Origin of the sequence: Burkholderia sp. A2 (genome assembly GCF_001729305.1) — a bacterium.
GTDB lineage: Bacteria > Pseudomonadota > Gammaproteobacteria > Burkholderiales > Burkholderiaceae > Burkholderia > Burkholderia sola.
The window spans coordinates 74786-95939 of the sequence record NZ_LZXX01000085.1; the positions used below are offsets into that span (position 1 = coordinate 74786).

A 21154-nucleotide genomic window follows, 5' to 3' on the forward strand; every position below is an offset into this window, starting at 1 on the left:
TTGAGGGAGTCATCATGGCAAAAGATATTCCGCAGGCAGCAACTCCGGCCGCTTCGCCCGGTGCGACGTTTCTCGATACGCGGTTCCGTAGTCGCGTGATCGTGTTTCCGAGCGGCGATGTCGTGCACGTCCTTTCCGGCGAAGCAATCGCACGAACGGCCGCGCAGATCGAATACCTCGACGCGCATCCGGACTTCAAGCGGCTGGAGGAGCGCGGATGAGCCGGTCGGGTGCGCTCGTCGGCATGGACCGATGGACGGGTGCGCCGATCAGTGGCGTGGCGCACCTGAAACAGAGTCTCGGCGACATCCTCAGCACGCGCAAGGGCACCCGCCGGGAGCTGCCCGAATACGGCTCGGACATTCCGTTGATGGTCGATCTTCCGGTCACGCGCGGATGGATCTCGGCGGCGCAGGCCGAGGCCGCACGCGCGATCGGGCGATGGGAGCCGCGTATCAAGCTGACTCAGGTCAAGGTGCTGTCGATCATCGACGGCAAACCAACGTTCGCGATTCGCGGCGAGTACGACGGCACGGCCGTCGAAATCGAGGTGCCAACATGACGATTATTGATCTCGCTTCGCTGGACCCCCCTGATCTTGTCGAGGTGCTCGACTTCGAGGCGGCGTTCCAGATGAAGTTGGAGTACTTCAAATCGATCTATCCGGACTGGACGGCGGCGCTGAAGTCGGATCCAGTCGTCAAGCTGATCGAGCTGGCAGCGTATGACGAGATCCGCGCAGCAGCGCGCCTGAACGACGCTGCCCGCGCGGGCATGCTCGCTTTCTCGACGGGCGCTGATCTGGAGCATCTGGCCGTGCTGCTGGATACGGAGCGCGCAGTCGTTGAGCCCGGCGATCCCGAGGCGAATCCGCCAGTCGCGCGGCGCATGGAATCCGACGATCGGCTGAAGTTGCGCACCCAGATGTCGATGGAGCGCGCGACGGTCGCCGGACCATTCGCGGCATACCGGGCATTTGCGATGGATGCGTCGGCCGATGTCCTCGATGTCGCTGTCGACCGACCGGTGGCCGGTACGGTGCGACTCACGATCATGTCCGCACGTGGCGACGGTGTACCGGATGCGGCGTTGCTCGATCTGGTCCGCGCGAAGGTTACGCCGGAGACGGTCCGCCCGCTCAATGACACGGTTCTGGTCGAGCCGGCGATCAAGTTCGAGTATGCGATCGATGGGCTGATCTATGTCGGCAGCGGGCCGGATCCGAACATTGTGCTCGACGCACGGCGTAAGGTGCTCGACGGCGTGATAGCGAAGTCACGACGCCTTCGTGCCGGCATGCCGCGAACCGCGATTGAAGGGGCGCTGCATGCGCCGGACAGCGGTGTCACGCGTATCGAATTGCGTTCGCCGGCCGCCGACGTCTTGTGTGGTGCGCGCGAGTTTGCGCACTGTACGAGCATCAATCTGGAGGTCAGAGCAGATGACGCGTGAACCACTGCTGCCGTCCAACCAGACACCGCTGGAGGCCGCACTCGCTCGCGTACTGCGTCCGAGTGTCGATCCAGAGATCTTGCGCACGTTGTGGGACGCGGATCGTTGTCCGACCGCGTGGTTGCCGTGGCTCGCATGGGCGCTCGCCGTCGATGGCTGGGAGCTGGCCGAATCCGAAGATGCGCGGCGAGCGCTGGTGAAGGGCTCGATGGCGCTGCACAGGAAGAAGGGGACGCCGTGGGCGGTGCGGGAGGTGATCCGGCGGCTCGGTTTCGGCGAGGTAACGATTATCGAGGGACGCAGTGGGCGACGGCGCGATGGCTCGTTTGTTCGTAATGGCGACCAACTGCACGGGAAGGCAAGCGCATGGGCCGAGTACATCGTGAAGCTTGGCGTGCCGATTACCCGTGATCAGGCCGACAAGCTATGGCGCGCAATTGAGCGTTATGCGCCCGCGCGCAGTCAGCTTGTGGCGCTCGACTATAGAGCCGTTCCGATTCGTCACAACGGCGTCGCGCGGCGGGACGGCCAATACACGAGAGGGAGTATCACAACATGACGAACTTGGTTGAGTTCGATCGGTGGGAAGACGGGATTTATCAGCTTGAGGAATCGGATCCGGTCGTCGGCGGCCCGGAAGGTATCGACAACCTTCAGGCGAAGCAACTCGCGAACCGGACGCGCTACCTCAAAAAGGCGGTTGAGGTGAGGCAAAGTGACTTTGACGGGCACGTTGCGGCAGTTGATCCGCATCCGCAGTATGCGACGCATGCCGATCTGGCGGAAAAGTTGGCCGCGTTGGTCGCGCAGTCCCCGGAAACACTCGATACGCTCAGTGAACTCGCGAAGGCGCTCGGCAATGACCCCAACTTTGCGACGACGATCACGAATCAACTCGCGCTAAAAGCGCCGCTGGACTCACCGGCTTTCACTGGTGCGCCGAAGGGCACCGCTGCGCCGCAGTTTGACAGGAGCTTGAGGCTTACAACCAACGAGTTTCTGCAGCGTGCGCTTGGGAACTTCAATCTGAGCAGCGGCACAGGTTCCGGCATCGGCGCCGCTGCGACGGCACTGACGAACGACGACATCGGCGGCTTTCATTACTTCAACGGTGCCGGGGCCCAGACGGCCACACTGCCGAGCGAAACGGGCTTACCGCCGGGCGCTGCGATTTCGTTTCAACGTGGCGCTCAAGCCGGATTGACAATTGGGACAAAGAACTCGAACGCGATCATCGATACGACGGTTGGGCTCGCGGCGTCGATCACGCTGATGGCCGGCGAGTTCGTCGTATTGGTATGGAGCGGTACGTATTGGCAGGCGTTCGGGACTTATACGCAACGCGTCGGCCAAACGTTCGCCAGTTCGCTCGGGACAAACGGTTGCCAAAAACTGCCGAGCGGGATGATTTTTCAGTGGGTCACGGGCACCAGCGACGCGAACGGCAACATGACGCTCACGCTCCCGCTCACTTTTCCAAACGCGGTACTGGGCGGCATGGCGAATGAGTCGAATCCGGGCGGTTGGGCTTCGAACACCGCAACGATCTGGGCATTCGACGGGGCGTGGTCAACACAATCCACGGTTGTGGCTCGCGTGCGAACGATATCTAACCCGGCGGGGCCTGCGATAGCCGGCGGCATTGCCGGTCGAATCTTCTGTTGGGGAAAGTGACATGGGACAAAAACTCGCCGCGTACAGCGCGGACGGCAACATCGTTGCCTTTTACGACACGGTCGATAGTCCCGCTCCTGATGGAGTCGCCGTTATCGAGATCACCGCAGAGCAACTGGACGATCTCATGCGTGCACAAGCGATAGGAAAGCGCCTTGCGGTCAAAGACGGAGTGCCCATCGCTGTCGATCCGCCGCCGCCGACGCGAGCGGAACTCGCCAATGCAAAACGAGCGCAGCGGGACGCGGCACTGAAGGCGACAGACTGGCTCGTTTCCCGGCACCAGGACGAGCAACTGTTGGGTGACGGGACGACTCTGACGGCCGACCAGTTTGCGACGCTGCTCCGCTATCGGCAATCGCTGCGGGAAGCGAGTGACCTTCCCGGCTGGCCGAATGCGGAGCTACCGTCGCCACCACCATTTGCGGGTGCGCAGCCGGTTGCGACGGTATAGCGCCGATATCGACTCGTCCGTATGTGTGGCCGCTCATTGAGCGGCCTTTTTATTTGTAGCTTTCTCGGAGATCTGAATGGCTGCTACTTCTTTCTATCACGGCGTGACAACCGTGCTCGTCGACGTCGGCCCGCGTACGATCGCCGTGCCGTCGACGTCGGTTGTCGGCATCGCCGATACCTACACGTCGGGCCCGGACCTCGTCGCACCGCACGTGCCCGTGCGTATTACCAGCGAATACGACGCCGCCGCAGCATTCGGCGAGACGAGCGCGATCACGCGCGCGATTCAGGGCATCTACAAGCAGAGCAAGACGGTCATGGTGGCGGTCGGCGTCCCGGCCGATCAGACCGACGCCGAGCTGACATCCGCGATCATCGGTGGCGTGTCGGCAGGCGGTGTTCGCACCGGCATGCAGGCACTGCTCGACGGTAAATCGCTGTTCGACCTGAAGCCGCGGCTGCTGCTCGCGCCGGGACACACGGCCAAGCAGCCGGTCGCGACGGCGGCCGACGAGCTGGCCGCGAAGCTGCGCGCAATCGCGATCGTCGACGGGCCGAACAAGACCGATGAGGACGCGATCCAGTACGCGAAGAACTTCGGAAGCAAGCGGCTGTATCTCGTCGATCCCGGCGTGCGGTATTGGGACACGGCGAGGAACGCGGACGTCGATGCGCCGGCATCTGCGTACGCTGCGGGTCTGTTCTGCCAGACCGACGCGGCGATCGGCTTCTGGGCGTCGCCGTCGAACAAGGAGATCGTCGGGATCAGCGGCACGAAGCGGCCGATCGAATTCCTCGACGGCGACGAGACGTGCCGCGCGAACCTGCTGAACAACTCGTTCATCACGACGATCATCCGCGACGGTGGGTTCCGCCTGTGGGGCAACCGCACGCTGTCGGCCGATCCGAAGTGGTCGTTCGTGACGCGTGTGCGCACGCTCGACATCGTGATGGACGCCGTGCAGGCAGGCCATAAGTGGGCCGTCGATCGCGGTATCACGGCGACGTATGTGAAGGATGTGACCGAAGGGCTACGGATGTTCATGCGCGACCTGCGCACGCAGGGTGCGGTGATCAACTTCGAGGTGTACCCGGATCCGAAGCTCAATTCGGCGTCGCAACTTGAACAGGGCAAGGTGTACTGGAACATCCGCTTCACGGACGTCCCGCCCGCAGAAAACCCGATCTTCCGCTTCGAGGTCACGAACGAGTGGCTGACGGAAGTTCTCGACACGCAATCGTAAGAGGTGACGCATGGTCCCGGAAACTCTCAACAACATGGCGCTGTACGTCGACGGGCGCGGCTTTGCCGGCCGCTCGCCCGAAGTCAGTCCGCCGAAGCTGAAGATCAAGACGGAGGACTATCGCGCGGGCGGCATGGACGCGCCGGTCAAGGTCGACCAAGGCATGGAGGGGCTGCAGGCGGCGTTCACCATGGGCAGCGTCGAGCGTGACGTGCTGAAGTTCTTCGGCCTGGCCGACAACAACGCATTCAACGCGACGTTTCGCGGTGCGTTCCGCGACACGCGCGGCAAGGTGAAATCGGTCGCGCTCATCATGCGCGGCATGCTGTCCGAATACGATCCCGGCAGTTGGAAGCCGGGTTCGACGTCGGAGCTGAAGTACACGGCCGAGCTGTCGTACTACAAGGCGGAGATCGACGGTGCAGTGATCTGCGAGATCGACGTGCTGAACATGATCCGCGTCATCGACGGCGTCGACCAGCTCGCCGACGTGCGCAAGGCGCTCGGTATGTAAGTGCTGCGGCCGGCCAGTGCACCGGTCAAAGTAACTTTTCGATAACCCTAGGGGCGGTCCATTGACCGCCCTTTGTCATTTCTGAGGTGCTGAATGGAAACCGTGAAGATCACGCTGAAGTATCCCGTCTCGTTCGACGGCGTCGTGCGCAACGAGCTGGTGATGCGCCGCCCGAAGGTACGCGACATGCGTACTGCGAGCAAGCAGGCGCAGGGTGACGACGAGCTGCGCGAAATCGTGCTGTTCGCGACGCTGGCCGAAGTCGCTCCCGACGATATCGAAGCAATGGACATGGTCGATTACGACGCCATGCAGCGTGCGTACGAATCCTTTCGATCCGTTCGTCCGGCTTCCAATCGGAACGGTGAAGGCGCTGGCCCGGCGGATGATGAAGGAGTACGGAACGCAGCCGCAGTCGGTTGACGACATGACGATCGACGAATTGTTGTGGTGGCTGACGGATTGAGTGAGGACTGACATGGCACGCGATATTGCACTTGGCATCGTCATCGGCGGTGCGGTGTCGGCAACGCTCGGTAAGGCGTTTGCTGATACGAATTCGAAGATCGTTGGCATTCGCAAAGCCGCTAGCGAGCGCGGAATGTGGCAGCGGCAGATCGGAGAGACGGCGAAGCTGCAACAGGAGTTTCGCAGGCTTCACCTCGCGGGCGACAGCGCTGCGGAAGGAATCCGGCGCAAGCTGGAAGCGAATCTGGGCTCATTGCGTGCCGCTGGCGTTGAAGTCGATCGCCTCGATCGCTCGTACGCTCGTTTGGGTCGTACCGTCCGCAGCCTTGACATGCGTGCGGTAGGTCACGAACGGTTCGCGGCTGGTCGAGGTGGGATGCGCGATGCAATCGGGGACTCCGTGAAGCTCGGCGCGGCCGTCGCGGTGCCGACGGCGGTTTCTGCGCAGTATCAAGCAATCATTCGGGACATCGCCATCAAGGCCGGCATCGCGCGCACCGAGCAGGAACGCGCGATGTCCGAGCGCATCCGTCGTGACGCCCTGTCGAATGGCATGGGGCGCAACGAGCTGGCCGACGCCGTCAACCAGATGGTCGCGGCCGGGATGGACGTCGATCGGGCGCTGAACTTCGGCCCGGCCGTGGCGAAATTCTCGGTGGGTCAGGGGGCGTCGAGCGTCGAGACCGCGCAGATGATTCAGGCACTGCAGCAGAACGCCAACATCGCGGACCCTAAGGCGATGATGAAGGCGCTGGAGGCCATTGCGTATCTCGGCAAGGAGGGTTCGTTCGAGTCCGTCGACATGGCTCGGTGGTTCCCGGTGCTGCTTGCCGAAATGAAGAAGATCGGTATCACGGGGCAGGATTCCGTGACGCAACTCGGCGCGATGCTACAGGTTCAGATGAAGACCGCCGGCAATGCCGACGAGGCGGCGAACAACCTCAAAAACTGGTTCTCGAAGATCGGTTCGGGCGAGACCGAGCGCAACTACAAGAAAGCTGGCGTCGACTACGAAGCGAAGATGAAAGAGGCGATCGGCAAGGGCTGGTCGACGCTGGAGGCGTCGTTCGTTCTCGCCCGGGCGTACATCGAGCGTGTCGATCCAAAGAAGGCGGCGCAGCTCGCAGCGGTGGCGAAGCAGCTCAACAGCGAGCTGGATCCCGCCAAGCGTCAGGCGCAGATGCGGGCCTTCGAGGACACGATGAAAACCGGCGACCTGTTCAACGACATGCAGGTCAAGGCGGCGCTCACGGCCTACATGCAGAACGCCGATCTGTATCAAAAGCTCAAGCGCAACGCGGCGGACGCGAACGGCGAGATCGACAAGGATCTCGGTGACCGGCGTGCAACGTCGAAGCAGATCTGGAGCGAGGTCGCCCAGCAGTGGGACGACGCGATGCGCAGTATCGGCGATGCACTGCGGCCGGTGACGGATCGCGCCGGCAAGGTCGCGAAACGGACGGGCGAAACGGTGCAGCACGCGTCGGACGCCGCACCTGGTGCGACGGCGGCGGTCGTCGGCGTTATCGGCACGGCGATCGCCGTTCGTGGTGCCCGTGCCGCGTGGAACATGGGGCGCGGTGTGCTCGACATATTGCGCGGCGGTTGGATGGCGCGACGCGGTGGCGGTGGAGCGGCCGGGGGCGGCGCTGCTGGCGGGCGGCTTGGTAAGGCGCTCGATGCGTTGAGCGGCGCTGCCGGGGGCGTGCAGCGCGTATTCGTCGTCAACTTGCCGGGCGGCGGCCTTGGCGGCGTTGCGGGGGCCGCAGGTGACCTGCTCGGCGATCTGGCCGGAGGCGGCTCTGGCGGTGGCCGGGTTCCGCGCGGTCGTCTCGGTCGTGTCATCGGTGCATTTCGGACGATCGCCGGCCGTTTCGGGCCTTACGCGGGAAAACTGGCCGTCGCCGCCAGTGTCATGAAAGTCGCATTTGCAGCCAAGGATGCGTACGCGGTTGCACGTAGCGATCAGCCGTCCGCACGCAAGGCGGAAGGGTACGCAAGCATCGGTGGTTCGCTCGCAGGCGGCATGGTCGGGGCGAAGCTCGGGGCAAGTATCGGGGCGCTCGGCGGCCCGATTGGCGTGGCGGTTGGTGGTGTTGTCGGCGGTGCGATCGGTACGTTCGCCGGTGGAAAGTTACTTGGGGCGATGGCGCGGTTGGCGACGGGTTCGAAGGATGGCGACAGCGACGCGGCGAAGGCGGCCGCGAAGGTGGCGGCTGGCCCGGAATCGCCGCAGTCTCGACCGTTCAAGGTCGAGCAGCAAAACTCGTTTGCCCCGGTGTTTCACATCAAGGTCGAAGGCGGCACGGACGCGGAGATCGCGGACAAGCTGCTCGCGCGCATCAATCCGCTGATTCAGCGGACGATGACCGAGTCGATGGACAAGAGCAACCGGTCGGCCATGTTCGACGCACCGCATCTGTAAGGGGAAGTGGATGGACTTCATTTCGAGTGTGACGCAGGCGGCAACGCAGGCGAGCATCGCGTCCGAACGTGTTCGGCACGTGGTGCGCGTGTTCGATCGAAACCGGAGCGCGAGTCAAAACACGGTCGACACGTTGACGAAGTTGGCGACGGGAAATCTCACGTCGGCCGCCGACCTGCTGCGCGGGGCGACGAGCCTGCTGTCGGTGGCCGGCGACCTGAGTCCGCAGCTCGGCACGGTGATGCGCAGCTTCTCGGCAACCGGTGCGGCCGTCAGTGGCGTGCTGAAGATGATCGGGGGCGTCAATCACCCGTTGATCCAGTCGGCCGCGCAGTCGGTCATGGGCGCGTTGGGCGACGCGAAAACGCAGTTCACCGCGTTGGTCGGCGAGCAGACGATGGGTGCGCTGAAGTCGTTCGCGCAGACGACGGGCTTGAGTTCGGTTCTCTCCGGCCTGTTTGACAGCGCGACGTCTTCCACCCCTCATCTGCTGACGCTATCAACTGATGATGGGGACGCGTTCCACTTCGGACTGTCGACGGCAGCGTACGACAAGCTGCGGCGCTCGACGCGCTTCAAGATCGCGTCGCAGGAGCGCTTGAATCGCGAAGAGGCGCAGCAACCGGTGAGTCAGGGCGGCGACACGATCACGCTGTCGGGCGTCGTGTTTCCGTCGCTCGGTGCCGGTTTCCGTCAGTTGGAGACGCTGCGCGCGATCGGCGCGAAGTTGAAGCCGGTGCAACTGACGGCCGGCACGGGCGACGTGCTCGGACGCTGGTATCTGCACAGCGTCGACGAAGAGCAGGAGGCGCTGATGTCGGACGGTGCGCCCCGCAAGCAAACCTACAGTCTGGAGTTTGGCCGCTATGGCGAAGATTTTGCGAACCTCTGACGGGGACATCCTCGACTCGCTCTGCTACGCCCATTACGGGACGTTGAAGGGCACCGTCGAGGCCGTGTACGAAGCCAATCCCGGCCTCGCGCGCGAGCCGCAGCCGTTCCGGTCCGGCGTGTTGATCACGATGCCGGATCTCGATACGCCACGCGACGAACCGATTCAGCTCTGGTCGTGACGGAGGAACGATGCGAGCAATTTTTCAGGTCGTCGCGAACGGCGCCGACATCACGCGCGTGATTCAGGACCGCGTGCTGCGGATCCAGACAACCGACAAACCGGGCCTTGAGGCCGACGAATGCGAGATCGAGCTGGACGACCGCGACGGCAAGGTCCGATTCCCGCCGAAGGGCGCGACGTTGAAGATCTCGCTCGGATGGGAGGGGCAGGGCCTGTCGATGCTCGGCGAGTATGCCGTCGACGAGATTGTGCTACGTGGTCCGCCGGCGACGATCGTCATCCGCGGCCGACCGGCCAACATGCGAGCGACGTCGAAGACGCAGCGCAATGGTAGTTGGACGAATGTGAAGCTGGCCGACATCGTCGGCGACGTCGCGCGGCGCAACAAATGGGTGGCCGCGTGCTCGGTCGACGCTGTCGTGCCGCGTGCCGATCAATTCGGCGAAAGCGACCTGCATTTCATCACGCGTATCGCGCGGCAGTACGGTGCAACGGCGACAGTGAAGGCAGGCAAGCTGATCGTTGGGCCGATCGGCGGCGGCAAGAGCGCGAGCGGCAAGCCGCTGCCGGCGATCACGTTGACGCCGGCCGATCTGACGGACTACGAGATCTCGTTTCCTGACCGCGCCAGCTTCGTTGCCGTACGGACGAAGGTACACGACAAGAAAACGGGGAAGAAAATCGACCTGACGATCCCGAATCCGGACGCACCGCCGGGAGCCGCCGCTGTCCATACCGAGCGCCATGCGTTCGCCAGTCCAGAGGCCGCGAAGGCCGGTGCGAAGTCGCGTCTGGAGAAGCTGAACCGGCACACAGCGCGCAGCGTGCTGCGCATGAAGGGGCGCACGGACATATCGGCCGAGAAGACCGTGAAGCTTTCCGGCTTCAAGCAGGAGGCGGACGGCGATTTTCTTGTCGATTCCGTACGACACACCTATGCCGGTAATGGATGGGAGACGTCAGTCGAGCTGAACGCCGGCAACAAGGGCAAGGCGAAGGTCGGCCATCGCAAGAAGCCGACGAAGAAAGTCGACCTGGTCGTACCGTCGCCGCCGAAGTAACACACGCGCGTATCAATTTCTGGCAGCCGCCTCGGGGCAACTCGGGCGGCTTTTTTATTTTCAGCGGGGGTTTGATGGGTGATGAAAAGCAGGAGGGGCTGGCCGTTCAGATCGCGACGTTGACGCAGCAGATGCGCGCCGTCGCCGCGAGCGTCGAGGACATCAAGCGATCGGTGCAGCCGTTCGCGGATCTCGACCGGCGGCTCGCGGAGATGGCAGTGCGAGCGGAGACGACGCGAGAGGACATCGGACTGCTGTGGAGCCGTTCGCGGGCGGAAGAGCGTGCTCGCGGCGAGCTGGCCGACGAGATCGCCGACGTCGATCGCAAGGTCGACGCGATGAAAAACAAGGCAACGGGCGCGATGTGGGTGCTCGGTGTGTGTCTCGGTGTGGTGCAGACGTTTCTGGTCGGTTCGATCGTCTGGGTCTTCACGCACATCAACGAGGGTGATGCGCTCAACCGTCTGCAGCAGCAGCGCATCGATTTACTGGAACAGGCGGTGAGCCGGGGAGGGAAGCAATGAACGTAACGGCGAAGATTGAGGCGCTGATCGGGCGCGAAGGCGGGTTCTCGAACGATCCGAACGATCGCGGCAATTGGTATCTCGGGAAGCTCGAAGGAACCATGTGGGGTGTGACGGCCGCCGAAGCGCGCGCGAATGGATACACGGGGCCGATGAAGGACATGCCGCGCTCGACGGCCGTCGCGATCTACGAGTCGCGGTACTGGCAGCGTCCGAAGTTCGACCAGGTCGACGCGATCTCGTCGACGCTCGCGGAAAAGCTGTTCGACATCGGCGTGAACACTGGGCCGCCGACCGGCGTCAAGTTCATGCAGCGAGCGCTGAACGTGCTGAACCAGAACGAAAAGACGTTCCCGGATATCGCGGTCGACGGCGGCATTGGCCCGATGACGATCACGGCGCTGAAGTCGTTCCTGCAGCAACGTGGGGCCGACGGGCATCGCGTGCTGTACGGCATGATCGCCGCGCAGCAGTCGGTGTTCTACATCGAGCTCGCCGAGCGCCGGCCGGAGAACGAGAAATTCGAGTACGGCTGGCAGCTCAATCGCGCATTGGGGGTGTAACGATGCTGGACATTCTGAAGACTGTTGCGCCGTGGCTGGTCACGGCGCTGACCGGCGGTGTGCCCGGTATCGCGGCGATGGCCGCGTCGGCGATTGCGGACAAGCTCGGCTTCGATGACGGGTCGGTGGACGCCGTGAAGGCGGCGCTGGCCGGCCAGTCAGTGACGCCCGAGCAACTGCTTGCGTTGAAGCAGGCCGACGCGGACTTCGAGCTGAAGATGCGACAGGCCGGCTTCGAGCATGCGGAAAGCATGGCAGGCATTCAGGTGCAGGCCGACAAGGTCGCGGCGGACGATCGCGCCAGCGCTCGCCAATACGCTGCGGCCGAACACGACCACACTGCGCGGAATCTTGCCTACATGTACACGGTGGCGTTGTTCGTCGTGATCGGGCTGGAGTTCTATCTGGCGATCGGCGAGATCAAGATGCCCGACGTCGTGAAGAGCACGCTCGACACGCTGCTTGGCGTGCTGATCACGATGGTGATCGGCTCGAAGGAGTACTTCTTCGGGTCGTCGTCGCGGGCCGACAAGCAGGCAGACCGCATCACGCAGTTCGCCGTGTCGCCGGATATCACCGTGACGGGCGGGCCGATTGATCCGAAGGTGATCGCATCGGTTCCGGTCGAGCATCGGACGCCGTGACGGCAGCGAGGCATTGAAGAAACAGGGCGACCGGGGGAGTGTTGGAGCACTCGCCCGGCCGCCTTTCCACTGTCTACGCCAGTGAATCAGCCAAGGCCCTGCTACCTACCGGTAGGCGGGCCGGATTCTACACCAAGTTCAAAAACGGCTTTCACAATGGCAAATCCCATCATTCCTTGGATCGGCGGTAAGCGCCGTTTGGCAGATCACCTCATCCCGCGTTTCCCGGCGCACGATTGCTATGTCGAAGTGTTCGCGGGTGGGGCCGCGCTGTATTTCCTCCGTCCGCCGGCCAAGGTCGAGGTCGTGAACGACGTGAACGGGGAGCTGGTCAACCTGTATCGCGTCGTACAGCATCACCTGGAAGAGTTCGTGCGCCAGTTCAAATGGGCGTTGACGAGCCGGCAGGTATTCGAGTGGCTGAAGCATACGGTCCCGGAAACGCTCACCGATATCCAGCGTGCTGCGCGGTTCTACTACCTGCAGAAAAGTTGCTTTGGGGCAAAGCTCGAAGGACAGACATTTGGCACGGCGACAACTACGCCACCCGGTCTGAACCTGCTGCGTATCGAGGAGGAACTGTCTGCAGCCCATCTACGGCTTGCGAACGCGTTCATCGAGCGGCTGGATTGGGCTGCCTGCATTGATCGATACGACCGCCCGCATACGCTGTTCTACCTGGACCCGCCGTATTACGAGACGGAAGGGTATGGCGTGGCGTTTCCATTCGGCGAGTACGAGAAGATGGCGCAGCGTCTGAGGTCGATCAAAGGGCGCGCGATCGTGAGTCTCAATGACCATCCCGCCATTCGGCGCGTGTTCGACGGATTTCACATCGAGACTGTGCCGATTCAATATACGGTCGGTGGTGGCAGGGGCGTTGAGCGAAACGAACTGATCATCTTCAGTTGGGACGATGCGGCGCAACCTGTTGGGTTGTTCTGACGGGCGATAGTGGGCGGGGCAATTGTCCCGCCTGACTTTTGCTTGGATGAAAGACTCCCGATCCCTGTGTCCTAACGGTCTTCAACACAATTTGTTGAACAAATTATCAAGCCGTTTCGCTGATTTTGGCTGTAGTAAATGCCAGCTTTCGGTGCGGCTATTTGTGCTCTATTTTTGAGGCGCATTGCCGGGTGGGCATTAAAAAGGCTGCTGCGATGCGCGATCAATAATCTATTTTCTGGGGAACGAAATGTCGGCACGAAGCACTGTTGTGAAATTGAAAAACAATTCGGGCAACAAGTTGATGCTGAACTCGGCATCGATCAGTCTGCCTCATGGCGAATGGGCCAGCGGCAAGTATCCGCCGGTGACGATCCTGAATGGACAAACGGGGGAATGGGAGAGCGACTCCAGCGGTTTTATGACCGGAACGGAGGGGAAGCTTGAGTATCAGTTCGCTGACGATGGCGATGTCGCGAACGTGCGGATCTACTGGGACAATCCTTTTAACGGCAGCAACGCATACTCGATAACCGTGAGCAGCGACCATTACAAGGTCGGTTATGAGGGGGGCTCAGGGGACAATGCGACGGTCAATTTCTACATCACGAAAGCCTGATTTGGTGTGATCGGCTCGCGCCCATTTCGATGGGCGCGAGCGCCGGCGAGATGTCTGACAGGTACGTTTTGCGCGGGGGTGTCTGCTCTCACATTGCGTCATTCGCCGCGACGCCTTGACGGTCTTCCGGGACGTATCGTCCATTGGAAGCTAGTTGACCGGCTCGATGTAGAACCCGCGCGCCGTTAGGTCCATCTTCGCGTCGCTGAACGAGTCGAAAATATCGTATCCGCATTCGACGTACGTGATCGTGGATTCGAATTTGAGATCCTCGATGTTGCGCTTCCATGTGAGCGGCAAGTCGGTGGAGTGCCCCGGGTCGAAGTGGACGACGCTCAGGTACGGCGGACGAATGCCGCGAGGCGGATACTCCGTGCGTAGTATGAGTTCGACGTTAACGACGACATGGTGTTCCGGGATGCGGTCCGCGTAACGCAGCAGGTACGCCCGCAGCGAATGGCCGTCCTTGCGGTCTTGCGCCGAGGCGAAGCCGAACCAGTCGTCGTTGGAATCGCTGAATTCTTCCGCAATCGTGCGCATGTCGATCTCCAAGTGCGACGAGCGTCCAGAATGCCACAGGCGCGTCACAAGTTCATCCGCGCCCGACGCAGCTCTTCACGAAGCATGTGGTAGAGCTTTCGAAACGGCCCAAACGGACCATCCAGATCACCGCGATCCGACGTCGCGCGCTCGGTCGATTTCCACCAGTCCATGACCTTCTCAAGCGATTTTCGCAGCGCCACGATCTCGAGGATGAGGCGCCGGACCTCGGGGTCGCGGTGGGTGCGCCAGAGCTCGCGGAGTTCCGATTCGGTCGGGGCCACGAAGTCCGGCATCGAGACGAGGCGGTGATATTGCTCCCTGAGTGGCACCACATTTCGATCGACCTTCGTCTCCTCCAGCGGGCGCGGGTCCGATTCATCGGGGAACTGTCCGGTGTAGGACTGAAATTCACTCCGCGTCACAGGGAGGTGCGTGCGCCGGCGCTCCCCCGATTCGAGGTGCGTGTACTCCCAGATGTAGGCCCAGCGCGGTTTCATGATGCGATGTGATGCTGTATGGATGTACAGTGTATCGCGGGTTAAGATGGGATCGTCAACTCGAAAAATTGGGGACGGCCTATGTGCACGAACTACGTCGCGCCGGGCGAGGATCCGGGCCTGAGCGAGCTCAAGATCGACAGTTTCCGCGATCTGTACCGCTGGACGCCGTGGAAACCCGAGATTTACCCGGACTATGATGCGCCGATCGTTGGCTACGTCGACGGGCAGTTCAAGCCGCTGATCGCAGGCTTCGGTTTCTGGCCGAGCGCGCTGCAGAAGGCAAACATCAAGAGGGCGAAGGAGCAGGGACGCAAGCCGCCGCTCATGCGCAGCACGATGAACGTGCGCGATGACAACCTCGGGAAGTCTCCGTTGTACGGACCAACTTGGCGCGGCGGCCGACGTTGCCTGATCCCGGCGCGTTTCATAGTCGAGCCGTCATACCCGGATGCACACCAAGAAGCGAATGGCGACTGTGTGCTCGGGCCGTGCGTGTGGCAGCGGATCAGTGTAGTGGACCGGCCGACGATGTGTGTCGCCGGTATCTGGCGCACGCTTACGAACCAAGACGGCGCTGAGCGCCATCTGATGTCGATGATCACCGTAAACGCCGATGGTCACCCGCTGATGTCGCGCATGCATAAGCCGGCCGACGAGAAACGGTCGGTCGTGATCCTACGGCCGGACGACTGGGAAGAGTGGCTGACGACGCCGAACCTGGAGGCCGCGCGCGCGATGCTGCAACTCTATCCGGCCGACGAGATGGTTTCGACGCCAAAGTGACCTGAATCGTGGGCCTTCAGCAAAAGCGGCAACGCGCGCCTAACGCTTCTTCTCTGCGGCGGTTGCGAACGCAAGTGCGAATGCTGTCGAATTGCATTGCGTCGTTTCCATGACCGGCGCAGTTTGTGTCACCGGCTTTTCATCCCCGCCGAGGAGAACGCTTGCGCCATATTTGTTCACCGGATCCGAAAGCACGATGCCGCCGTGGGTCTTGTCGTCCTTCCGGTAACGATATTCGATGTCTTTAAGTAACCCGCCAAGCTGAGTACGCGCGTCAAGCCAATGCTCAGATGTATGTGTCTTGATCGAGTAGTGCTCCGCGCAGCATACTTGCGCGGCAATCGGAAACAGTACAGCCGACGTCAAGAGATCGGCCATTTGTAGACCTGCATGATTGTCGCTGTGCCCGAACAATGGTAATTCGACGAGACGCGGGTAGGGATCCCCCTTCAATCGACGACGCTGCGTGAAGATGGAGTGCGCGACGTTGACGTTTGGACGATGCCCCCTGCTATCGGCGACGATGAGGCCGGATTCCCGCTCCGTTTCGAGGAAGTGGTGAAAGTGACTTGCGATTGATTGGACGCTCGCCGTGTATACGGCCTTGCCGTCAAGCGGTCCACCGATTGGCTTGACATACACGCGAGCGACAAACTTCGCATTTACTTTGCCAAGAGCTTTCAGGCTATTGATCGCATAGCCCATAGCATGTCGCCGGTTGTTGCGCCCCGAATCCCGCATCATGTTTCGGATCGTTGATCCCTTGATCTCTGCCGCCATCCAATCGAATGCGCGTGCACTGGCGGGCAGATTGTTGGGAAAGTACTTCTTTTTGAGGGCGAGGAGTTCCCTCGTCAAGTCGTCAACTTGGTCCTTGTGGACAAACAGCCCGGCGATTGCAAAGATAGGGGTCGGTTGTGCGTCCGTTGCGCTCTGGATGGCGCCGAGGCAGCCCGACTCGTCGATGTAGCAGATGTACATATGCCCCGTATAAGCAACTAGGGCCACCCGAAGGTGGCCCTAGGATTTGCCGCCGCAGGCTCTCGCCTCGAACGACACAAAAAGTTGTCGAGGTGGATTCTGCCACGATGGATCGCCAGTGTGATTTATTTGTTCTATCAGAAAGATAATAATAATTTTGGGGCGGGATCAGTCCACACCGCCTGTGTACTTGTGCGGATCATCGTGATACGCGCGGATCCCGGTGCCGGCGCTTGCGGAGAGAATGGTCAATGCAGGCGGTTAAATCTCGTAATGTATTGATTCTGTTGCATAAATGACGGCCTGCAAAGCCGTTTAGCCGGTGGCGACTCGGCTGCTGCCTCTTCAACGCCTTGGCTTGGGTGCGGTAGCTGGCGGCGAAGCTGCCGTTGCTCCTCCTGATTACGGGCAGCCTGGTCGACCAAGTGCAAGCAGTAGGGGAATGATGTGCTTCATGAGCTGGCCGAGGTACCGGTCTCGGGCCGTCGGCTCGGTCGACAGTATCCGGGCAATCTGCTCGATGTGGTTCTCAACCTCTCGTAGGACAGTCTGCTGATCTCGGTGGGCGACGCACAGCCCCTCCAGTACCATTTGATACGCGTTGAGGCGATGCATCAGCCTGACCACCTCCTCGGAGACGATTGCCAGCTCATCGCTCAGCGATACCGTGAAACGTCTCAAATCGGCGACGTCGTTCGACTCGTTGCTCATTGGGCTCTCGACTCGCTGGAAGGACCCGGGGCGCAAACTATCTTCTCATTGGTCGTCACTTGGGCCAACCTAGTTACTTTGGGAGGGGCGACTGCTGTCAAACCTCCGTCCGTGGCGCCATTATGTGTATGAGACGGCTTCGCGAACTGGTGCTATCACAGTTGCATAAGCCTTCGAGGCTTACTTAGTCCGGTTGCGGGCCGCCTAGTCGATTAAGTGCAACCGTTAGCCGAACGACGTGCTCCATGAGTGGGACGAGGTAGCCGGCTCACTGGCCACTATCCGGGCAAGCTGCTCAATCTGGTTCTCAATCCGACGTAGCGTTAGGTGTAAGCAACGCGACAGTCCGGCAGCGGCAGGTCAGGCAAACCGAGCACATCGAGCATAAAAAATCCTTGCTAATATCTCATCATGGTTCGGCTTCTTTCACGACGCACGGTGAATTCCAGAGACGTTCCGTATGATCAAAGTGGCGATTTCCGATGCGCACTCAGTGATACGCGAGGGAGTGCGGGGCACGCTGGAGGCGACTAATGAATTTACGATCGTGGGCGAAGCTTTCGATCGCGAGAGCACTCTTACGCTAGTGCGCTCTACTGACGCGGATGTGCTGACGCTAGGTCTCATAATGCCCGGCGTGAGTGGTGTTGAACTCATCGAGTTAATTCGGAAAGATTGCCCATCGCTTCGTGTACTCGTTCTGACGAGGCGATCGGAGGAGAAGTGGGCTGTCCGAGCGTTCAAGAGCGGCGCATCGGGGTTCGTTAGCAAATTTAGCCCGGCTGCAGATCTGATTGCCGCGGTTCGAAAAGTTGCGCGCGGCGGTATCTATGTCAGTCTCGCATTTGCGGATCAATTGGCATGTAGCCTCGACAATAGGGTCGATGCGTCTCCTCACCACGGTTTGTCGGGTCGGGAACTAGATGTACTCGTGCGTATTGCTTCTGGAGAATCGCTTGATGCAATATCACACGCTCTTGGCGTGAGTAAAAAAACTATCGGTACGCACAAAGCGCGCGTTCTCCAGAAACTTGGGCTACAGAGCGATGCTGCGCTCGTACGGTACGCATACAGACACAAAGTTATTCCCGACGACAGTGGCGAAGGAAGTACTGGAGCATAGCGGTCTCATCATATGACCATTTGAAGCTCGATACGTCAGATGAACATGGGGAGGTACCACTACCAAAGGGAACCCCGTCATGGGATCTTGGGGGCGGGCAGCGACTAATTTGCAAGGCGATTCAATCAGGGAGGCTGAAGGATCCTGCCGCATCATCGGGGCAGCAAGTTGCTTTGCAACCCAGTGGCAGGACTGGAGCCAAGAAGCGAAAAAGCCCGCTGCGAGCGGGCTTTTTCACGTGCTACAAATTTGCTACAGCACAGGGCGGAAGCCTTGCTGAATAAGCCTCGCGCTTATCATTCCTTCCCCTGAACTATGCGGTGGATGACCTGAGTCAATCGGGGGCGATTGACTCCGCTTAAAGTAAATTCACGTCGAACTTGATGGACGCGCGGTAAGCGATGCGACGCGCGGCCTGATATTGACGGAAACGGCTCGGGAAATCGAGCTTTTGCGGGGTAAACGTCGTGAACAGAGGCATCATGAGACATCAGTCCTTTTGCATGCTCGCCGCACTATTCGCGGGGTATGTCACGTCGACGACTGCCTGTGCGCAGACGTTAGACAAAATCTCCCGGTCCAATCAAATCGTCGTTTCGTATAGGGAAGCCGCCGTGCCGTTCAGCTATCTGCTGACACCGCATAAAGCCGTCGGCTTTTCGATAGACGTAACCGAAGCAATCGTCGACGACGTTCGCAAGGCACTTCGCAGACCGGATCTGAGGGTCGCTTACGTGCCGGTTACCGGTCAAGATCGAATTCCGCTGCTCGTCAATGGTTCTTACGACCTGGAGTGCGGGTCGACGACAAATACGTCGGCTCGCGGCAAGGACGTCGCGTTTTCGATCAATTACTTTTATGCCGGTACGCGCCTGATGGCGAAACAGGCGTCGCGTATTGGCGGCTATGCCGACCTCGCGCATAAGGCTGTCGTGACAGTCGGTGGAAGTACGAACGAAAAAACGCTGCGGCGCCAACTCGAAGCGCAGCACATCGATGCCGAAGTCGTGCTGACAAAGGACTATGCAGAGGCACTAAAGATCGTCGCGAACGACAAGGCGGCAGCACTCGCGCTCGATGATGTTCTGCTTTACGGGCTGAGGGCGAACGCGGGGGACCCGAGCATGTGGGTCGTGACAGGGGACGCGCTGCAGGTCGAGCCGTACGCATGTATGGTGCGCAAAGACGATCCGGCGTTCAAGCGACTCGTCGATGGCACGCTCACCCGGCTCATGAAGAGTGGTGAATTCACTCGCCTGTACGCAAAGTGGTTCGAATCGCCGATTCCGCCGCGTGGCGCGAATCTCGACATGCCAATGAGCGCGGCGCTAAAGGGAAATCTGGTCATGCGCAGCGATCGTCCTGCACAATGACGAGCCAAAGGCTGGCGCGTAGGTTTCTGTGCCAAGCTTTGTCAGACAGGGCGCAGGTACTGCTGGATCATCGGTCACTGATGGGGATGCTTGTGGTGTCCCCATCTTGAAGTGCCTCTTCCTCGACGTCGTCGAGCCAGTTCGCCCACGCTTGCATCATCTCCCGACGGTCCGGTAAATACTTCGCATGGTTGTACGTCGAGCGAGTCCTGTCCTTGTCCTTATGCGACAACTGCATTTCAACCACTTCGTCCTTCCATCCCATTTCATGGAGGTTGGTCGACGCAGTTGCCCGAAAGTCATGGCCGGTTATAGGTTCGGGGTTATCCGGAACCATATAGTCGATCGCCCGGTTGATCGTTGCGCGACTCATGTGTGGGCGCTTTCGATTGCTATGCAGAATCGGCAGGATATACCCGCGATTTCCGTACATCTCCTGCAGCTCGCGCAGCAGTTTCAGTGCTTGTTTGGGAAGGGGGACGATGTGCAGGCGTCGTGATTTGATTTTTTCGGGGGGCACCTTCCATTCGGCGGTTCCCAGGTCGATTTCTTCCCATCGCGCTCGGCAAAGCTCGATCGTTCGCGGAAACAGCATCATCAGCAATCGGATCGCAATCGCGGTTCGTCTGCTCTTGTAGGTCGGAAGCTGACGAAAGAGCTTCTTGAGCTCTTCACGGCTCAACGCCCGAGCATTCTCTGTCGGGGGTTTCAGGACTGAGCCACGCAGCACCGATGCGGGATCTGTATCGGCTCGCAGTGTGATCACCGCATACTGGAACACGTTGGACACGTACTGGCGCAGTTTGATCGCCACGGAAGGCGAGCCGCGCTCTTCGACGCGACGCATCAAAGCAAGCACGTCATGAGCGGTAATGGAGCGCATGGGGCGGTTCCCGATGAACGGGTACGCATCGCATTCGAGCATGCGCAGAATCTCGCCAAAGTGCCGCTCGGTCCAAGTCTTCCGCTTCTTTTCCAGCCACTCGTCGCTGACTGCGCGAAAAGTTGCTTTGCCTTCGTTGATACGCGCCGACAGCACTTCCTGCCGCGCATGTGACGGGTGCAGTCCCTTCTTGACGAGTTCACGGGCATCGTCACGCGCCGCGCGCGCGTCTTGAAGGCTGATCGTGGGATATTCGCCAATCGCGAAGAGGTTTTCCTTCCCGGCAATCCTGTACTTGTAACGCCAGAGCTTGGAGCCTGACGGCTTCACCAACAGATACAGTCCATTGCCGTCGGTAAGTTTGGTAGGCTTGTTGCCTGCCTTCGCTTGTCGGATCTTGATGTCGGTAAGTGGCACGGTGAAAAGGGGGTATCGTTTCTGGAGGCTCGAAATGATACCCCCTTTTATACCCCCTTTTTTTGCGGCTGGGCACGATTTCCGGCGAACGTGAGCGAACAGCGGAGGGGCATAGAATGCCCAACTGGTAAGGGTTATGGGCAAATTGCCGAACCAACACGAACAGGAGCGAACGA

At 60.7% G+C, this 21154-nt stretch carries 27 protein-coding genes; 21 read left to right on the forward strand and 6 right to left on the reverse strand.

What is annotated here, in order from left to right; genetic code table 11:
• Positions 1-14: 14 nt before the first annotated feature.
• The 18 genes from A9Z05_RS09255 (at position 15) to A9Z05_RS09340 (ending at position 13664) form a co-directional block, all read left to right on the forward strand.
• Positions 15-221: a hypothetical protein gene (locus A9Z05_RS09255; protein WP_069617816.1), complete on the forward strand. Its 207-nt coding sequence runs from the start codon at positions 15-17 to the stop codon at positions 219-221.
• Positions 218-562 (forward strand): GPW/gp25 family protein, encoded by a 345-nt coding sequence (locus A9Z05_RS09260; RefSeq protein WP_069617817.1) that lies wholly within the window; start codon positions 218-220, stop codon positions 560-562. Before A9Z05_RS09255 ends, A9Z05_RS09260 begins: the two co-directional genes overlap by 4 nt.
• The gene (locus A9Z05_RS09265; protein WP_069617818.1) at positions 559-1452 is read left to right on the forward strand and encodes a baseplate J/gp47 family protein; all 894 of its coding nucleotides are present in this window, start codon (positions 559-561) and stop codon (positions 1450-1452) included. Before A9Z05_RS09260 ends, A9Z05_RS09265 begins: the two co-directional genes overlap by 4 nt.
• Entirely contained in the window at positions 1442-2011 is a 570-nt protein-coding gene (locus A9Z05_RS09270; RefSeq protein WP_069617819.1) for a phage tail protein I, read from the forward strand. The genes A9Z05_RS09265 and A9Z05_RS09270 overlap by 11 nt, the downstream gene beginning before the upstream one ends.
• The gene (locus tag A9Z05_RS37680; protein WP_069617820.1) at positions 2008-3126 is read left to right on the forward strand and encodes a hypothetical protein; all 1119 of its coding nucleotides are present in this window, start codon (positions 2008-2010) and stop codon (positions 3124-3126) included. Before A9Z05_RS09270 ends, A9Z05_RS37680 begins: the two co-directional genes overlap by 4 nt.
• A 1-nt stretch (position 3127) precedes the next feature.
• Positions 3128-3580 (forward strand): tail fiber assembly protein, encoded by a 453-nt coding sequence (locus A9Z05_RS09280; RefSeq protein ID WP_069617821.1) that lies wholly within the window; start codon positions 3128-3130, stop codon positions 3578-3580.
• A 76-nt stretch (positions 3581-3656) separates the two neighbouring features.
• Positions 3657-4826, forward strand: coding sequence for a phage tail sheath family protein (locus A9Z05_RS09285; RefSeq protein WP_069617822.1), 1170 nt, complete (start codon positions 3657-3659; stop codon positions 4824-4826).
• Between the two features lie 10 nt (positions 4827-4836).
• Entirely contained in the window at positions 4837-5340 is a 504-nt protein-coding gene (locus A9Z05_RS09290; protein WP_069617823.1) for a phage major tail tube protein, read from the forward strand.
• A gap of 93 nt (positions 5341-5433) precedes the next feature.
• Positions 5434-5763, forward strand: coding sequence for a phage tail assembly protein (locus A9Z05_RS09295; RefSeq protein ID WP_059585228.1), 330 nt, complete (start codon positions 5434-5436; stop codon positions 5761-5763).
• A 55-nt stretch (positions 5764-5818) separates the two neighbouring features.
• The gene (locus tag A9Z05_RS09300) at positions 5819-8233 is read left to right on the forward strand and encodes a phage tail tape measure protein (protein ID WP_069617824.1); all 2415 of its coding nucleotides are present in this window, start codon (positions 5819-5821) and stop codon (positions 8231-8233) included.
• Between the two features lie 10 nt (positions 8234-8243).
• The gene (locus tag A9Z05_RS09305; RefSeq protein ID WP_069617825.1) at positions 8244-9125 is read left to right on the forward strand and encodes a phage tail protein; all 882 of its coding nucleotides are present in this window, start codon (positions 8244-8246) and stop codon (positions 9123-9125) included.
• Complete coding sequence (locus tag A9Z05_RS09310) at positions 9100-9306, forward strand: tail protein X (RefSeq protein WP_069617826.1); 207 nt, start codon at positions 9100-9102, stop codon at positions 9304-9306. The genes A9Z05_RS09305 and A9Z05_RS09310 overlap by 26 nt, the downstream gene beginning before the upstream one ends.
• A gap of 10 nt (positions 9307-9316) precedes the next feature.
• Positions 9317-10369, forward strand: a complete 1053-nt coding sequence (locus A9Z05_RS09315) for a phage late control D family protein (RefSeq protein ID WP_069617827.1) — start codon at positions 9317-9319, stop codon at positions 10367-10369.
• A gap of 74 nt (positions 10370-10443) precedes the next feature.
• On the forward strand, positions 10444-10893 hold the full coding sequence (locus A9Z05_RS09320; protein WP_060157964.1) for a hypothetical protein: 450 nt from the start codon (positions 10444-10446) through the stop codon (positions 10891-10893).
• The gene (locus A9Z05_RS09325; RefSeq protein WP_069617828.1) at positions 10890-11456 is read left to right on the forward strand and encodes a glycoside hydrolase family 108 protein; all 567 of its coding nucleotides are present in this window, start codon (positions 10890-10892) and stop codon (positions 11454-11456) included. Before A9Z05_RS09320 ends, A9Z05_RS09325 begins: the two co-directional genes overlap by 4 nt.
• Before the next feature lie 2 nt (positions 11457-11458).
• Entirely contained in the window at positions 11459-12100 is a 642-nt protein-coding gene (locus tag A9Z05_RS09330; protein ID WP_069617829.1) for a hypothetical protein, read from the forward strand.
• A gap of 156 nt (positions 12101-12256) precedes the next feature.
• Complete coding sequence (locus A9Z05_RS09335; protein ID WP_069617830.1) at positions 12257-13045, forward strand: DNA adenine methylase; 789 nt, start codon at positions 12257-12259, stop codon at positions 13043-13045.
• Positions 13046-13316: 271 nt separating this feature from the next.
• Positions 13317-13664 carry an aegerolysin family protein gene (locus A9Z05_RS09340; RefSeq protein ID WP_256121930.1) on the forward strand — a complete coding sequence of 116 codons (348 nt, stop codon included), beginning with the start codon at positions 13317-13319 and terminating at the stop codon, positions 13662-13664.
• A 150-nt stretch (positions 13665-13814) separates the two neighbouring features.
• On the opposite strand, the gene A9Z05_RS09345 is transcribed toward A9Z05_RS09340, so the two are convergent.
• Together A9Z05_RS09345 and A9Z05_RS36855 are read right to left on the reverse strand one after the other, a co-directional pair.
• The gene (locus A9Z05_RS09345) at positions 13815-14204 is read right to left on the reverse strand and encodes a hypothetical protein (protein ID WP_141723393.1); all 390 of its coding nucleotides are present in this window, start codon (positions 14202-14204) and stop codon (positions 13815-13817) included.
• 44 nt (positions 14205-14248) lie between these two features.
• Positions 14249-14704: a hypothetical protein gene (locus tag A9Z05_RS36855; protein ID WP_176730184.1), complete on the reverse strand. Its 456-nt coding sequence runs from the start codon at positions 14702-14704 to the stop codon at positions 14249-14251.
• Positions 14705-14785: 81 nt separating this feature from the next.
• Here A9Z05_RS36855 and A9Z05_RS09355 point away from each other — a divergent pair, with 81 nt between their 5' ends.
• On the forward strand, positions 14786-15490 hold the full coding sequence (locus A9Z05_RS09355; RefSeq protein ID WP_069617834.1) for an SOS response-associated peptidase family protein: 705 nt from the start codon (positions 14786-14788) through the stop codon (positions 15488-15490).
• A 39-nt stretch (positions 15491-15529) separates the two neighbouring features.
• Here A9Z05_RS09355 and A9Z05_RS09360 read toward each other — a convergent pair whose 3' ends face one another.
• Positions 15530-16471, reverse strand: a complete 942-nt coding sequence (locus A9Z05_RS09360) for a DUF3800 domain-containing protein (protein WP_069617835.1) — start codon at positions 16469-16471, stop codon at positions 15530-15532.
• A 402-nt stretch (positions 16472-16873) separates the two neighbouring features.
• Positions 16874-17182: a hypothetical protein gene (locus tag A9Z05_RS09365; RefSeq protein ID WP_069617836.1), complete on the reverse strand. Its 309-nt coding sequence runs from the start codon at positions 17180-17182 to the stop codon at positions 16874-16876.
• A 460-nt stretch (positions 17183-17642) separates the two neighbouring features.
• Here A9Z05_RS09365 and A9Z05_RS34400 point away from each other — a divergent pair, with 460 nt between their 5' ends.
• Complete coding sequence (locus A9Z05_RS34400) at positions 17643-18305, forward strand: response regulator transcription factor (protein WP_084044175.1); 663 nt, start codon at positions 17643-17645, stop codon at positions 18303-18305.
• A gap of 358 nt (positions 18306-18663) precedes the next feature.
• Here the strand turns inward: A9Z05_RS34400 and A9Z05_RS37685 are convergent, their stop codons facing one another.
• Positions 18664-18789, reverse strand: coding sequence for a hypothetical protein (locus A9Z05_RS37685; protein WP_256121931.1), 126 nt, complete (start codon positions 18787-18789; stop codon positions 18664-18666).
• On the opposite strand from A9Z05_RS37685, the gene A9Z05_RS09370 reads away from it, so the two are divergent.
• Positions 18788-19678, forward strand: a complete 891-nt coding sequence (locus A9Z05_RS09370) for an amino acid ABC transporter substrate-binding protein (protein ID WP_069617837.1) — start codon at positions 18788-18790, stop codon at positions 19676-19678. The genes A9Z05_RS37685 and A9Z05_RS09370 overlap by 2 nt on opposite strands.
• A 67-nt stretch (positions 19679-19745) precedes the next feature.
• On the opposite strand, the gene A9Z05_RS09375 is transcribed toward A9Z05_RS09370, so the two are convergent.
• Entirely contained in the window at positions 19746-20978 is a 1233-nt protein-coding gene (locus A9Z05_RS09375) for an integrase arm-type DNA-binding domain-containing protein (RefSeq protein ID WP_069617838.1), read from the reverse strand.
• Between the last annotated feature and the right edge of the window lie 176 nt (positions 20979-21154).

What these genes read in the sequence shown, in the direction of transcription:
- A9Z05_RS36855 (WP_176730184.1), bottom strand. Translation starts at nt 14,704, where the DNA reads ATGAAACCGCGCTGGGCCTACATCTGGGAGTACACGCACCTCGAATCG.
- A9Z05_RS09310 (WP_069617826.1), top strand. Translation starts at nt 9,100, where the DNA reads ATGGCGAAGATTTTGCGAACCTCTGACGGGGACATCCTCGACTCGCTC.
- A9Z05_RS34400 (WP_084044175.1), top strand. Translation starts at nt 17,643, where the DNA reads ATGATCAAAGTGGCGATTTCCGATGCGCACTCAGTGATACGCGAGGGA.
- A9Z05_RS37680 (WP_069617820.1), top strand. Translation starts at nt 2,008, where the DNA reads ATGACGAACTTGGTTGAGTTCGATCGGTGGGAAGACGGGATTTATCAG.
- A9Z05_RS09300 (WP_069617824.1), top strand. Translation starts at nt 5,819, where the DNA reads ATGGCACGCGATATTGCACTTGGCATCGTCATCGGCGGTGCGGTGTCG.
- A9Z05_RS09355 (WP_069617834.1), top strand. Translation starts at nt 14,786, where the DNA reads ATGTGCACGAACTACGTCGCGCCGGGCGAGGATCCGGGCCTGAGCGAG.
- A9Z05_RS09330 (WP_069617829.1), top strand. Translation starts at nt 11,459, where the DNA reads ATGCTGGACATTCTGAAGACTGTTGCGCCGTGGCTGGTCACGGCGCTG.
- A9Z05_RS09295 (WP_059585228.1), top strand. Translation starts at nt 5,434, where the DNA reads ATGGAAACCGTGAAGATCACGCTGAAGTATCCCGTCTCGTTCGACGGC.
- A9Z05_RS09315 (WP_069617827.1), top strand. Translation starts at nt 9,317, where the DNA reads ATGCGAGCAATTTTTCAGGTCGTCGCGAACGGCGCCGACATCACGCGC.
- A9Z05_RS09305 (WP_069617825.1), top strand. Translation starts at nt 8,244, where the DNA reads ATGGACTTCATTTCGAGTGTGACGCAGGCGGCAACGCAGGCGAGCATC.
- A9Z05_RS09325 (WP_069617828.1), top strand. Translation starts at nt 10,890, where the DNA reads ATGAACGTAACGGCGAAGATTGAGGCGCTGATCGGGCGCGAAGGCGGG.
- A9Z05_RS09285 (WP_069617822.1), top strand. Translation starts at nt 3,657, where the DNA reads ATGGCTGCTACTTCTTTCTATCACGGCGTGACAACCGTGCTCGTCGAC.
- A9Z05_RS09345 (WP_141723393.1), bottom strand. Translation starts at nt 14,204, where the DNA reads ATGCGCACGATTGCGGAAGAATTCAGCGATTCCAACGACGACTGGTTC.
- A9Z05_RS09255 (WP_069617816.1), top strand. Translation starts at nt 15, where the DNA reads ATGGCAAAAGATATTCCGCAGGCAGCAACTCCGGCCGCTTCGCCCGGT.
- A9Z05_RS09270 (WP_069617819.1), top strand. Translation starts at nt 1,442, where the DNA reads ATGACGCGTGAACCACTGCTGCCGTCCAACCAGACACCGCTGGAGGCC.
- A9Z05_RS09370 (WP_069617837.1), top strand. Translation starts at nt 18,788, where the DNA reads ATGAGACATCAGTCCTTTTGCATGCTCGCCGCACTATTCGCGGGGTAT.
- A9Z05_RS37685 (WP_256121931.1), bottom strand. Translation starts at nt 18,789, where the DNA reads ATGATGCCTCTGTTCACGACGTTTACCCCGCAAAAGCTCGATTTCCCG.
- A9Z05_RS09265 (WP_069617818.1), top strand. Translation starts at nt 559, where the DNA reads ATGACGATTATTGATCTCGCTTCGCTGGACCCCCCTGATCTTGTCGAG.
- A9Z05_RS09335 (WP_069617830.1), top strand. Translation starts at nt 12,257, where the DNA reads ATGGCAAATCCCATCATTCCTTGGATCGGCGGTAAGCGCCGTTTGGCA.
- A9Z05_RS09290 (WP_069617823.1), top strand. Translation starts at nt 4,837, where the DNA reads ATGGTCCCGGAAACTCTCAACAACATGGCGCTGTACGTCGACGGGCGC.
- A9Z05_RS09320 (WP_060157964.1), top strand. Translation starts at nt 10,444, where the DNA reads ATGGGTGATGAAAAGCAGGAGGGGCTGGCCGTTCAGATCGCGACGTTG.
- A9Z05_RS09280 (WP_069617821.1), top strand. Translation starts at nt 3,128, where the DNA reads ATGGGACAAAAACTCGCCGCGTACAGCGCGGACGGCAACATCGTTGCC.
- A9Z05_RS09360 (WP_069617835.1), bottom strand. Translation starts at nt 16,471, where the DNA reads ATGTACATCTGCTACATCGACGAGTCGGGCTGCCTCGGCGCCATCCAG.
- A9Z05_RS09365 (WP_069617836.1), bottom strand. Translation starts at nt 17,182, where the DNA reads ATGAGCAACGAGTCGAACGACGTCGCCGATTTGAGACGTTTCACGGTA.
- A9Z05_RS09260 (WP_069617817.1), top strand. Translation starts at nt 218, where the DNA reads ATGAGCCGGTCGGGTGCGCTCGTCGGCATGGACCGATGGACGGGTGCG.